Below are 13,413 nucleotides of genomic sequence, written 5' to 3' on the forward strand. Positions count from 1 at the left end.
GCCCGACACCTCATCACCCACCACAACGCCAAACACATCCACCTCATCAGCCGCCAAGGCCCCCACACCCCCACCGCCCAACAACTCCACACCGAACTCACCAACCTCGGCGCCCACACCACCATCACCGCCTGCGACACCACCGACCGACAGGCCGTGTCCGAACTGCTGGCATCGCTGCCGGTGCCGCTGACCGCCGTCATCCACGCGGCCGGCACCCTCGACGACGCGGTGCTCACCGAACTGACCCCGGACCGGGTGGAGGAGGTGCTGCGGCCCAAGGTGGACGCCGCCGTGATCCTGGACGAACTGACCCGCGACATGGACCTCTCGGCCTTCGTCCTGTTCTCCTCGGCCGCCGCCACGGTCGGCGCTCCGGGCCAGGCCAACTACGCGGCGGCCAACGCCTTCCTCGACGCCCTCGCGCAGCGGCGCCGCTCCCAGGGGCTGCCCGCGGTGTCGATGGCCTGGGGACTGTGGGCCGAACGCTCCGGGATGACCGACCACCTGGGGCGGACGGACCTGGGCCGGATGTCACGCGGGGGCATGATCCCGCTCGGCACCGAGACCGGTCTGGCCCTGTTCGACCGGGCCCTGGCCGGCGCCGAACCGGTGGTCGTGCCCGCCCTGCTCGACCCCGCGGCCCTGCGGGAGCGGGCCGGGAACGGCACCCTGCCCCCCGTGCTGGGGAACCTGTTCCGCGCCCCGGCGCGCCGCGCGGCCCGGTCCGACGGCGCGGTGCCGGCCGACTCCTGGGAGCGCAGGCTGCTCGCGCTGCCCGCGGGCGAACGGGAGGAGGCCCTGCTCGGCCTGGTCCGCACGCAGGTCGGCGCGGTCCTCGGACACTCCGCCACGGACCGCGTCGAGGCCGAACGCCCCTTCACGGCCCTGGGGTTCGACTCCCTGACCGCCGTCGAGCTGCGCAACCGGCTCGCCGGCGCGACCGGACTGCGACTGCCGTCGACCCTGGTCTTCGACCACCCCACGCCGGGCGCCCTCGCCCGCCACCTGCGGGACGCCCTGGCCCCCGAAGCAGCCGCGGCCCCTGCTCCGGCCCTGGCCGAACTGACCGGCGTGGAAGCCCTGTTGAACGGATCCGACCCGGCCGACGACGCCGTGCGCCAGGAGGTGGTCCAGCGACTGGAATCACTGGTGGCCACCTGGGGCCGGACGCGGCGCGGCGCGGCGCCGGGGGCCACCGCCCGGGAGATCGCGCAGGCCTCGTCCGACGAGATCTTCGCCCTGATCGACCAGGACCTCGGCCGGGCCGCGGGCCGCTGATGCCTTCCCGACCGATCGAAGAGGAGGACGCCACGATGACCAACGAAGAGAAGCTGCTCGACTACCTCAAATGGGTGACGGCCGACCTGCAGGAAACGCGGGAGCTGCTGCGCGAGGCCCGCGCCGCGGCCGGTGAACCGATCGCGATCGTCGCGATGAGCTGCCGCTTCCCGGGGGACGTGCGCACCCCCGAGGAGCTGTGGCGGCTCGTCGAGACCGGCACCGACGCCGTCTCCGCCTTCCCCGGCGACCGGGGCTGGGACCTCGGGTCCCTGTACGACGCCGACCCCGCGCGCAAGGGGACGACGTACGCCTCCGGCGGCGGTTTCCTGCACGACGCCGGCGATTTCGGCGCCGAGTTCTTCGGCATCAGCCCGCGGGAGGCCACCGCGATGGATCCGCAGCAGCGGCTGCTGCTGGAGACGGCGTGGGAGGCCTTCGAGGGCGCGGGGATCGTCCCGGAGACCCTGCGCGGCAGCAACACCGGTGTCTTCGCGGGAGTGGTCGGCCAGCGCTACGCACCGCACCCCCAGGAGGCTCCCGAGGAGTTCGAGGGCCAGCTGATGACCGGGACGGCCACCAGCGTGGCCTCCGGGCGGATCTCCTTCACCTTCGGCCTGGAGGGGCCGGCCCTGACGGTGGACACCGCCTGCTCCTCCTCCCTGGTCGCCGTCCACCTGGCCGTGCAGGCGCTGCGGCGGGGCGAATGCGACCTCGCGCTGGCCGGCGGGGTGACCGTGATGGCCACGCCCGACACCTTCGTGGAGTTCAGCCGGCAGCGGGGTCTGTCGCAGGACGGCCGCTGCAAGGCCTTCTCCGCGGACGCCGACGGCACCGGGCTGGCCGAGGGCGCGGGCCTGCTCCTGCTGGAGAAGCTCTCCGACGCGCAGCGGGGCGGGCGCCGGATCCTGGCGGTGATCCGGGGCAGCGCGGTCAACCAGGACGGGGTGAGCAACGGCCTCACCGCGCCGAACGGGCCCGCCCAGGAGCGGGTGATCCGCCGGGCCCTCGCGGACGCGGGCGTGGAGTCCGCCGGTGTCGACGCCGTGGAGGCGCACGGCACGGGCACCACCCTCGGCGACCCCATCGAGGCCCAGGCCCTCCTCGCCACCTACGGCCAGGACCGGCCCGCCGGCCGGCCCCTGCGCCTGGGCTCCCTCAAGTCCAACATCGGCCACACCCAGGCCGCCGCCGGCGTCGGCGGGATCATCAAGATGGTCATGGCCCTGCGCCACGGCCTCCTCCCGAAGACCCTGCACGCCCAGGAGCCCACCCCGCACGTCGACTGGACGGCGGGCGCCGTCTCCCTCCTCACCGAGGCCACCCCCTGGCCGGCGGACGGCGAACGCCCCCGGCGGGCCGCCGTCTCCTCCTTCGGCATCAGCGGCACCAACGCCCACCTGGTCCTGGAGGAGGCGCCCCCGGCCGGGGAGCCGACCGCCGCGGAGCCCGCGCAGGAGGTCCCCCTGCCGTGGGTGGTGTCGGGCCGCAGCGCCGCGGACGTACGGGCCCAGGCCCGGCGGCTGCACCGCCACCTGGCCGATCACCCGGAGGCCGGGGCCGCGGACGTCGGCCGGTCCCTGGCCACCACGCGGACCCACTTCCCGCACCGGGCCGCCGTCATCGGGCGGGACCGCGAGGAGCTGATGGGCTCGCTGCTGGACCTGGCGCGGGGCCGCGGCGCCGGGGCCGTCCGCGGCACCGCGGCACCGGGCGGCGGGACCGCCTTCCTCTTCACCGGGCAGGGCAGCCAGCGTCCCGGTACGGGCGCCGAACTGGCCGAGGCCTTCCCGGTCTTCGCCAAGGCCCTCGGCGAGGTGTGCGACCACCTGGACGTGCACCTGGACCGGCCGCTGCGGGAGGTCCTGTTCGCCGCGCCGGACAGCCCGGAGGCGGCCCTCCTGCACCGCACCGCCTACACCCAGCCGGCGCTGTTCGCCCTGGAAACGGCCCTGTACCGGCTGCTGCGCCACTGGGGCCTCACGCCTTCCCATCTCATCGGCCACTCCATCGGCGAGCTGAGCGCCGCGCACGCCGCCGGGGTCCTCGATCTGCCCGACGCCGCGGCCCTGGTGGCCGCGCGGGCGCGGCTGATGGACGCGCTGCCCGCCGGGGGCGTGATGATCGCCGTGGAGGCCGAGGAGGCGGAGGTCCTCCCGCTCCTGGCCGGGTACGAGGACCGCGTCGGCCTGGCCGCCGTCAACGGCCCCCGCTCGGTGGTGCTGTCCGGGGAGCGGGAGGCGGCCGAGCGCGTCGCCGCCCACCTCGCGGAACGGGGCCGCAGGACCACCCGGCTCCGGGTCAGCCACGCGTTCCACTCGCCGCTCATGGAGCCGGCGCTGGAGGAGTTCCGGACGTTCGCCGGGACGCTGGCCTTCCGCCCGCCGCGGATCCCGGTCGTCTCCAACGTCACCGGCCGCCCGGCCACCGACGCGGAGCTGTGCTCGCCCGCGTACTGGGCCCGGCAGATCCGCTCGGCCGTGCGCTTCCACGACGGCGTGCGCCACCTGGCGGAGGCGGGCGTATCCACGTACGTCGAGGTGGGGCCGGACGCGGTGCTGAGTTCCCTGGCGCAGCAGGGCCTGCCGCCCGGGGAGCACGTGTTCGCCCCGGTGCTGCTGAAGGGCCGGCCCGAGGCACCGCGTGCGGTGGACGCCCTCGCACGGGCGTGGGCGAACGGTGCGGGGGTGGACTGGGACACCGTCTTCGCGGGCGCCGGGGCGGTGGAACTGCCGCCCTACGCCTTCCAGCGCCGGACCTACTGGCTGGCGTCGGCGGCGGCCCGCGGCGGGCGGCGCGGCGGCGCTGCGGACACCGGGTTCTGGGACGAGGTCTCCCGCGCGGACCTGGACGGCCTGGCCGGCCGGCTCGGTCTGGACGACGGGCACCGGGCCGCCCTGGGCGAGGTGCTGCCCGCCCTGTCGGCCTGGTGGAGCCGTTCGGATCCGGACGGCGGCGGGGCCGGGGCCGGGGCCGTGTCGCCGCCGCTGGTGGAGGACACCGAGCGGCAGGGCCTGCTGGCCGAGAGCCTCGCGGGCGCCACCGTCGAGGAACAGGAGCGCGTGCTGCTGGACCTCGTACGCCTCCACGCGGCCGCCGTCCTCGGGCACGACGCCCCGGACGCCGTCGACGCGGAGGTCCCGTTCCTGCGCCTGGGCTTCTCGTCCTTCACCGCGCTCGACCTGCGCAACCGGCTGTGCCTGGCCACCGGGCTGCTGCTGGAACCGGTCGTCGTCTTCGACCATCCCTCGCCCGCCTCCCTCGCCCGATACCTGCGCACCGTGCTCGGTGCGCCGCACACCAAGGAGTGATCCGCATGACGACGAACCCGACGAGGCCGCCGGTGGTGGTCTGCGGCGCCGGCCCCACCGGGCTGATGCTGGCCGCCGAGCTACGGCTCGCGGGCGTGGAGGTGGTGGTCCTGGAGCAGCGTCCGGGACTCACCGACGAACGCGAGTCGAGGGCGCCGGGGGTGTACGCGCGGACCATCGAGATCTGGGACCAGCGCGGGATCCTCGACCGGTTCACCGGCAGCCGTACCGGCCGCTACAGCCACTTCGCACTGCTGCCCGTGCCCATCGACCTCGGCAGGCTCGACAGTCCGCACGCGGTCCTGCTGCTGCCGCAGGCCCGCATCGAGCGGGTGCTCGCCGACTGGGCGCTGGAGCTGGGCGCCACGGTCCGGCGCGGCCACCGGGTGACGGGGCTGCGCCAGGACGCGGACGGCGTCGATCTGGAGGTGACGGGCCCGGACGGCCCGTACGCGCTGAGGGCCTCGTACGCCGTCGGCTGCGACGGTGGGCGCAGCACCGTGCGGGCGCTCACCGGTGTGGACTTCCCCGGCACGGACGCCACGGCGGACGTCCTGCTGGCCGACGTCTCGGGCGTGGACCGGGACCTGCCGCAGTTGCAGAGCCGTCCGTTCCCCTTCGTCCGCGGTGAGCGGGGCTGGCTGGCGGCGTCGGTGGTGACGGTGTCGGCGGCGGACGAGGGCGTGATGCGGTTCATCGTCAGCGACTTCTCCCGGCCCCCGGTCAGGCGGGCGGGACCGCCGGAGTTCGAGGAGGTCTGCGCGGCGGCGGCCGCGGTGGCCGGCATCGACCTGTCGAAGGCGCGGCCGCAGTGGCTGAGCCGGTTCGGGAACACCACCCGGCAGGCGGCGCGCTACCGCATCGGCCGGGTGCTGCTGGCCGGTGACGCGGCGCACGTCCACCCGCCGTTCGGCGGCCAGGGGCTCAACCTGGGGCTCCAGGACGCGGTGAACCTCGGCTGGAAGCTGGCGGCCGAGGTGAACGGGCGGGCCCCCGCGGACCTGCTGGACAGCTACGAGCGCGAGCGCCATCCGGTGGCGGCGCGGGTCCTGCTCAACACCCGTGCGCAGAACGTGCTGATGACGCGCGGAGCGGACATCGACGCCCTGCGCACGGTCGTGGCCGAGGCCCTGGAGACGACGGAGGCGAACGACCGGATGGCCGGGGAGCTCAGCGCCGTCGACGTCCGCTACGACCTCGGTGACGAGCACCCGCTCGTGGGGACGCGCATGCCGAACCGGGAGCTGACGGCCCCCGACGGCTCCCGGACCGGGAGTCTGCGGCTGCTGGAGAGCGGCCGGGGGGTGCTGCTGGACCTGGCCGGTGACCCGGAGCTGAAGGCGGTCGCCGACGGGTGGGCGGACCGGGTGGACGCCGTCACCGCGTCCGCCCCCGCGACCGCGGCGGACGGCCTGGCCGCGGTCCTGCTCCGGCCCGACGGTCACGTCGCCTGGGTCGCCCCGCGGGGGCGTCCCCTCGACCGTTCGGCGCTGGAGGCCTCCCTCGGCCGCTGGTTCGGGGCGGCCACCGCCGACGCGGGCCGCTGACCGTACCTCTTCTTCTTCCTTCCTTCCCCTGACATGACGACGAAAGGCACTGACATGCAGCTGATCGACCCCTTCCGTGCGGCCGTGGCGATGTGCTCCGCGTGCGCGGCGGCGATGACCACCGAGCCGGCGACCGTGTCGCAGGAGTCCCCGGGCGACTGCTTCGCGCTGACCGGCCTGACCGAGACCGTCAAGCTGGACTACGAGGCCGTCGTCCCGGGCTCCTTCAGCATCGGTGACCGCAGCACGCACACCGACGAGTTCTTCGACGCCGACGGCGCCTCCGTGGGCCACCTGGTGGGCCACAGCTGGAAGGTCCTGAAGCACCCCGAGGGCGACCGGCTGATGGCGTTCTACCGCGAGGAGGTCGACCTGCCCGACGGGCAGATCCAGACGGCCGGCTGGATCGACGTCAACGCCATCCTCGCCGGTGAGTGGCAGGCCCTGCACGCGGTCGGCACCGCCGGCCGCTACCTGGGCAAGGTGGGCGTGCGGGAACTGCGCAGTGTGGAGCTGCGCCGCAACTTCCAGGCGAACTTCGTGCTCTGCGGGCTCGCCGGGAAGTGATCGCCGCGGGTGCGGGGGCCGACGGTGCGCCGTCGGCCCCCGCCTCCGTACCACCTCCGGTGGTTCGGTCCGTACCGCACCGCAGGCTTTTCCCGATTCGTTGACCCGTTCGAGGGCCGCTGGCTAGGTTGGAATTGTGCCCGGACGGCAGGAATGGGCGGTTCGGCTCGCCGAAGAGATCGGAGCAGCGGTGCGATACAGGATTCTCGGGAAACTTCACGTCGCGAACGAGGGCAAGCGGTTCTACCTTTCGGCCCGCAAGAAGGAAATCGTATTGGCCGCCCTTCTGGCCAGGGCGAACCACGTGGTATCGCTCGACGAGTTGATTTCCGAGATATGGGGCCAGGATTCACCGTTACGGGCCACCACCGCGATCCATGTCCGCATCTGCGAGCTGCGCAAGTTCCTGAGGTCCTGCGGAATAGCGGAGGGCCCGATCGTCACCCGCTCGCCCGGCTACTTCATCCGCGTCGAGCCGGGGGAGCTCGATGTCGAGAGGTTCGGTCAACTGGCTGCTCAGGGCCGTGCGGCAGCGCGGGCGGGGCAGCACAACGAGGCCGTCGAGCAGTTGCGCGCCGCACTGGAACTGACCCAGGACACGCCTCTGGGAGGCCTGCGGAGCGGTCCGATCATCAATGGCTTCGTGACCTGGCTCGACGAAACCACACTGGATTGCACGGAATTGCTGATGGAGTCGGAACTCGCCCTGGGCGGACACCGGGAAACGGTCAGCCGGCTCTACGCGCTCTTCGGACGGCACCCTTTGCACGAGGCGTTCCACCGACAGCTCATGCTGGCGCTCTACCGCTGCGACCGGCGGGCGGACGCCCTGCACGTCTACCGGGTCGCCCGAGACGTCCTCAAGGAAGAACTCGGACTCGATCCCTGCCTCGCGACCCGCCGGATTCACCACGCCATTCTCGCCGCCGACAATCCCCGCCTCGCGCGCATACCGGCGTAGCCCGGCCCGGACCGCCCGGTTCGTCAGCGCGTTTCGAGGGCCTCCAGCGCCTCCGGCAGTTCGGACCGGCCGGAAACCGTCAGCTTGCGGTAGACGACCGTGAGGTGCTTCTCCACCGCGCGGCGCGTGACGCCCAGTTCGTCGGCGATGTCACGGTTCGACAGTCCCCGCGCGGCCAGCCCGGCGACCTTCAGCTGGATCCGGGTCGGGGCCGCCGCCCGGTCGGCCGCGGGGCCGCCCGGCAGGTTCCGGGCGCGGGCCGCGAGGTCCGGCAGGCCGCACGCCGAAGCGAGGGCGCCGCCCTCCCGCAACAGGCTCCTCGCCCCGGGGTCCCCCTCCGCGGCCGCCCGCGCGCCGAGCTGTACGAGGGCCCTGGCCAGCTCCAGGCGGTGGTGCGAGCCGCGCAGCACCGCCACGGCCTCCCGCAGCAGCTCCGTCCCCCGTTCCCCGTCGGTCAGCACGCCCCGCACGCGCAGCGCCCTGCCGAGGACGGCCGGGGCGCCCCAGGCCCGCGCCCGCTCGTACTCCTCGCGCATCAGCTCCCCGGCCGCCTCCACCTCGCCGAGGCGGCGGTGGGCCAGGGCCGCCCAAGGGCGCCAGGGACCGAGGGCGGGGTTGTGCCAGCCGGCCCGTTCCAGCCGTCTGCCGCAGGCCAGGAAGTGGTCCAGCGCGGTGGCCTCGTCGCGCCGGTGGTAGGCGCGGACGCCCTGGAGCAGCTGGTGGGTGACGTTGCGGTACACCCCGGCGGTGTCCGCGGAGCCGGGAGCCGCCTCCCGGGCCAGCAGCCGGTCGGCCGCGTGCGGGTCCCCGGTCTCGATGGCGACGAGCGCCAGCGCGACGTCCGCCGCCGCGTCGGCCCCCCACCGCTGCCCGGCGGTCTCGTGGGCCCGCAGCGCCAGGGCTTCGGCCCGTACCGCGTCCCCGGACCACAGCAGGGTCACGGCGAGTTCGCTGCCGGCCAGCACCTCTGCCACCGGGGCCCGCTGGCGTACCGCGCGGGCCAGCAGGGTCTCCAGCCATCCGGGCAGGTCGGCCGGTTCGTCCGCAGCGAGCAGCGTGACCGCCAGCAGCGGCAGGGCCGTGTACGGCAGCTCGGGCACGGCCGGGGTGCGCTCCAGGATCCGCCGGGCGAGCCGCACGGCGTCGCCGCGCTCGATCCGCCCGGCCGCCACCGCGTCGTGCAACAGTACGGTGGCGAGTTCGCGGGCGGCTCCGGTGTCGAGGGCGGGCTCCGGGCCCAGCCCGCGCAGCCGCTCCACCGACCGGGCGAGCCGTTCGGGCGTGGTGGGTTGCGTGCAGCGGACCCTGGCCTCCAGGCGCAGCGCCACCTCGGGGCAGGCTCCGTCCGGCTCGCCGCCGGGGGCGTGGGCGGCCGACTCCCGCCGGATCAGGTCGGCGGTGTGCGGCGGCGCGGTGTCGAAGAGGGGCGGCGGTATGCGCAGGAGGGCCGCGGCCCGGCGCGCGGCCGAGGGCAGCAGGGGCACCGCCTGGGAGATGTGCCGGGTGGCCATCCAGGGGTCGAGGCTGCGCTCGACGCCGGCCAGGTCGACCAGGACCTCGGCGCGGTCCTCGCCGTCGGTGGACGCGTCCCGCAGGGCCCGGCGCAGGTAACCGACGGCTTCTTCGGGCGCACCGCGGTCGAGCGCGGCGTCGGCCGCGGCGCGCAGCACGGTCACCGCCCAGGCGCCGTCGGGCGGGGTGGCCGGTGGCGTGACCATGAGGCGGGCCGCGACCTGTTCGGCCGGGTGCCCGCTGCGGTGGAGCAGTGCCGCCGCACGGCCGGTGAGCCGTTGGAGCTCCTCGGCCGGGAGGGTCTCCTCGGCGGCGTCCCGGACCACCGGGTGGACGAAGGCCGACGCCGTCCGGCCGGGGCGGGCGGTGAGCAGGCCCAGGCGTCGCAGCGCCCGTTCGGCGGTGCGGCAGTCCACGGCGTCCAGCTCCGCCAGTGCGCCGGTCAGCCCCGGTTCGGCCTGGTCCCCGAGGACGGCCATGGCCCGCGCGAACCCGATGACCGGGGAGGGCAGTTGTTCCAGGCGCAGGGCGAGGCGTTCGCGCAGGACGGGAGGCCGCAGGCGCAGCGCCGCCGAGGCGTCCGTGCCGAACGGCCGCAGTCCCGCGTGCCGCATGCTGTCGCCGACGGACACCGCGAGCATCGGGTTGCCCGCGAAGGCCTCGTGGCAGGCCTGGCCGAACGCGTCGTGCACCGGGACGCCGAGGCGGCTCTCCACGACGGCGCGGATGGCGGTCGGTGACAGCGGTCGCAGTCGCAGCGCCCGCCCGCCGCCCGTGAGGAGCTCGCGCACCGCGGGCCGCTCGGCGCCGGGATCGCCGTCGGCGACGGTCACGACGAGGGTCACCGGCCGGGCGGTGGGCCGTTTGGCGAGGTAGGCCAGCCAGCGCAGGGAGTCCTCGTCCGCCCACTGCAGGTCGTCGACCATGACCGCCAACGGCTGGTCCGCGGCGATGCGTTCGGCCAGGGCGCGCAGGTCCCGCAGGAGGTGGGGGTACGCCTCCGGGGCCGGCGCGGGCACCCCGCCCGCGACGACGGCCCAGGCGGCGGCCCCGCCCCCGTCGAGCCACCGGCCGCGGACGGGGGGCCGGGCACCGGCGAGCACGGGCTCCAGGATCTGGCGCACCACACCGAAGGCGAAATCCCGTTCGGACGCGGCCGCGTCGGCCCGCAGGACCCTGGTCCGCTCCCGCCCCGCCAGGGGTGCGAGGTGGTCGAGCAGCTCCGTCTTGCCCGAGCCGAGGGCGCCGGTGACGACGACGGGTGCGCCGGCGCCGGCCGTGGGGTCCTTGGCGGCGCGCAGGGCCTCGGCCACCGCGCGCAGCTCGGCGTCGCGTTCGAGGAGCATCCGGCTCAGTCCTTGTCGGGGAGGGGATGGGAGAGGTCGGCGCGGTGGGAGAGGTCCGCGCGGCCGGAGAGGCCGAGCTTGCGGTAGACACGGCTGAGGTGCATCTCCACCATGCGCCGGGACACCCCGAGTCGGAGAGCGATCGCCCCGTTGGTCATGCCCTCGCGGACCAGCCCGGCGGCGCGCGTCTCGGCCGCGGTCAGTTCCTCGCGGACCGGCTCGCCGCCGTGCACCGCCGGGAACCGGCCCGGGAAGGCTCCCGGGGTCCGGCCCTCGGTTCCGGGGGGCGTGGTCGGGACGCCGTGCACGCCGGTCAGTGCCCGGACCCGTCGCGCCCGGCGGGGTGCGGCCCACTCGGCGGCGGTGTCCCCGCGGAGCAGCAGCCGCGCCGCTTCGCCCCGGGCCGCACGGGCCCGTTCCCCCTCGGTCACCCGGCCCACGGCGAGCAGGGCCGTGCCGATGGCGCTCGCGCTCCCCCACGCCCGCGCCGCCACGAGTTCCCCGGCGGCGAGGCGGGTGGCCCCGGCCCGGTCGCCGCGGCCCAGGCGGGCCAGGGCGGCGGCCGAACGCCATGGCACGAAGGCAGGGTTGGTCCAGCCCCGGGCCAGCAGTCCGCGTCCGCATTCCAGCAGGTCCGACAGAGCGGCCCCGTGGTCGCCGGTGCGCAGGCCCAGGCGGCCCCTGGCGTAGAGGAACGTCGGCCACCACATGCCGCTCACCGCCCGTACGGGCACCTCCGCCGTCGCGGCCCGGCCCGCCTCGTCCACCTCGTCGCGCTCCAGGTGCAGCAGGATCCGCAGGGCGACGGTCAGCGGCACGGACTTCACGGATCCGGAGCCGTGGGACGCCGCCCATTCGACCTCCGCCAGGTCCTGTTCCGCCTCCTGGAGCCAGCCCCGCCGCAGGGCCACCGTCGCGCGGACGGACAGGGCCGCGGCGACGGCGCTCCGCGTCCCCCGCGCGCGGGCCTGCGCGACGATCGGGTCGAGGCCGGCGGCGGCGTCCTCGTGGGAGTCCGCCAGGGCCAGCGCGTAGCAGGCCGCCAGCCGTGTGGTGAACAGCTGCGGGTGCCCCGGCGCGGGGCGCAGCGCGGCCTCGGCCAGGCTGCGCACGCGGGCGGGCGGCAGCGACCCGGCGAGGGCGCCGCGCAGCGCCGCCACGCCCTCCTGCGCGGGCCCCCGCGGCGGTACGGGCAGCGGCGGTACGCGGGCCGCGATGTCCGCGCTCTCCTCCGTGGGCGCGGCGTCCTCGATCAGCCAGTGCAGGGCGAGGAGCGCGTCGTACTCCGCCCCGCGGGTGTCCGGGTGCGCCAGGATCCGGGGAAGGGCCGCGCCGCGGCGCACCGTCGTCTCGTGTCCGCAGGTGGTGAGGAGGTCCGCGGCGCGCAGCCGGTCCACGGCCGGGACGTGGTCGTCGGGGCTGTTGAGCAGCCGCCACCCCGCGCGCTCGGCGCAGTCGGGGTCATCCTCGAACAGACCCGTGCCGACGGGTGCGCGCACGTCGGCGGGCGGGTCGGTGCGGGGGGCCGGTGCGGCGACGCGCGGGGCGAGTACGGCGGCTCGCGCGTGCAGGGCCGCGCGGTCCGGCCCGGTCATGCCGGCGAGGGCCGCTTCGGCCACACCCGGTGGTGTGCGCGGGGTGTCCGCGCCCTCGACCAGGCCCGTGTCGGCCAGCAGGCACAGCGCGCGGGACACCGGCACGGTGCGCAGTCCGGCCAGTTCGCCCAGCGCGGCGGGGCCGAGGTGCGGCCCGCCGGCGGCGATCGCGCGCAGGAGGCTGACGTGCTCGGCGGGCAGGCCGTCGATCAGCCGTGCGGTGCGGCCGCCTACGGACTCGGCCGCGCGCCACGGCAGTTCGGCGGCCGTGTGCGCGCTCGGCTCCAGCCCGTCCGCGCCGATCCCGTCCACCAGCGAGCGCAGCACGGCGGGGTTGCCCGCACAGGCTTCGGCCGCGGCTCCGGCGAAGGCCGGGTCCACGGGCCCGTCGAAGGCGGCGGCCAGCATCGCGCCCACGCCGAGCGGGGTCAGCGGCCGCAGCGCGACGCGGGCGGCGGCGGGTGCGCCGTCGGCGCGGCCGTCCGTGCCCGGCCGGATGGCGGGGACGGCGCCACGGGTCCCGGCGACGAGGATCGCCAGGGGCGCGCCGCGGGCCCGCCGGAGCAGGGCTTCCAGCCAGCGCCGCGAGTCCGCGTCCGCCCACTGCGCGTCGTCGACGGCGAGCAGCATCGGCCGTTGGCGGGCCGCTGCGAGGAAGAGCTCGCACAGTGCGGGCAGGGGCAGGGCGGCGGGGTCCGGGGCGGCGGGCATGTCCCGCCGGGCGAGGAGCTGGGTGACGATGCCGAAGGGCAGGGCCGACTCCGTCGGGGAGCCGGCGGCGTACACGGTGGCGCATCCGGCGGCCCGCGCCCGCGCGGAGGCGTACCGCAGCAGCGCGCTGCGGCCGGTGCCGGGTGCCCCCTCGACGGTGATGACGCGGGAGCGTCCGGCGAGCAGGTCCGCCACGGCCGCGCGCAGGAGCTCCAGTTCGCCGTCCCGCTCGACGAGTGCGTCGGGGGCCCGGTCCTCGCCCGCGATCACCGGGTGCCCGTCCGCGGGCGGGGCGCGGACGGGGCGGGGGCGAGGGCGCGGAGCGCGTCGGGGAGGTCGCCCCGGCCGGCCAGCCCGAGCTTGCGGTAGACCGAGGTGAGGTGCATCTCCACGGTGCGCCGGGCGATGAACAGGGTCTCGGCGATCTCCTGGTTGGTGGCTCCCCGCGCCGCCGCGTGCGCGACCTGCCGCTCGGTGCCGCTCAGCGGGCAGGGGCGCAGCGGCGTGGCCGCGCCGGGACGGGGACCGGGGCCGGGCCCGGTGAGGCCCGCCGCGGCCAGCGCCGCCCGGACCTCGGCGGTC

General features: G+C 76.1%; 8 protein-coding genes. 5 read left to right on the plus strand and 3 right to left on the minus strand.

Annotation, left to right across the window (positions count from 1 at the left end):
• From AB4039_RS38740 to AB4039_RS38760, 5 genes are all read left to right on the plus strand, one after another.
• Window positions 1-1,281 (plus strand): SDR family NAD(P)-dependent oxidoreductase (locus tag AB4039_RS38740; RefSeq protein WP_442272964.1); only part of this gene is annotated, 1,281 nt, incomplete at its 5' end.
• Between the two features lie 35 nt (window positions 1,282-1,316).
• A complete protein-coding gene (locus AB4039_RS38745; protein WP_266846604.1) occupies window positions 1,317-4,592 on the plus strand; it encodes a beta-ketoacyl synthase N-terminal-like domain-containing protein in 3,276 nt (1,091 codons plus the stop codon).
• Window positions 4,593-4,597: 5 nt separating this feature from the next.
• A complete protein-coding gene (locus tag AB4039_RS38750) occupies window positions 4,598-6,139 on the plus strand; it encodes an FAD-dependent monooxygenase (protein ID WP_266846603.1) in 1,542 nt (513 codons plus the stop codon).
• Window positions 6,140-6,193: 54 nt separating this feature from the next.
• On the plus strand, window positions 6,194-6,706 hold the full coding sequence (locus AB4039_RS38755) for an allene oxide cyclase barrel-like domain-containing protein (RefSeq protein WP_442272965.1): 513 nt from the start codon (window positions 6,194-6,196) through the stop codon (window positions 6,704-6,706).
• A 136-nt stretch (window positions 6,707-6,842) separates the two neighbouring features.
• Window positions 6,843-7,667: an AfsR/SARP family transcriptional regulator gene (locus AB4039_RS38760; protein WP_442272966.1), complete on the plus strand. Its 825-nt coding sequence runs from the start codon at window positions 6,843-6,845 to the stop codon at window positions 7,665-7,667.
• Window positions 7,668-7,690: 23 nt separating this feature from the next.
• Here AB4039_RS38760 and AB4039_RS38765 read toward each other — a convergent pair whose 3' ends face one another.
• From AB4039_RS38765 to AB4039_RS38775, 3 genes are all read right to left on the minus strand, one after another.
• Window positions 7,691-10,525 carry an ATP-binding protein gene (locus tag AB4039_RS38765; protein ID WP_442272967.1) on the minus strand — a complete coding sequence of 945 codons (2,835 nt, stop codon included), beginning with the start codon at window positions 10,523-10,525 and terminating at the stop codon, window positions 7,691-7,693.
• A gap of 5 nt (window positions 10,526-10,530) precedes the next feature.
• On the minus strand, window positions 10,531-13,101 hold the full coding sequence (locus AB4039_RS38770) for an AAA family ATPase (RefSeq protein ID WP_442272968.1): 2,571 nt from the start codon (window positions 13,099-13,101) through the stop codon (window positions 10,531-10,533).
• Window positions 13,098-13,413 (minus strand): helix-turn-helix domain-containing protein (locus AB4039_RS38775; RefSeq protein ID WP_442272969.1); only part of this gene is annotated, 316 nt, incomplete at its 5' end. The genes AB4039_RS38770 and AB4039_RS38775, both read right to left, overlap by 4 nt.

This window comes from Streptomyces sp. M-16 (assembly GCF_052114405.1).
GTDB lineage: Bacteria > Actinomycetota > Actinomycetes > Streptomycetales > Streptomycetaceae > Streptomyces.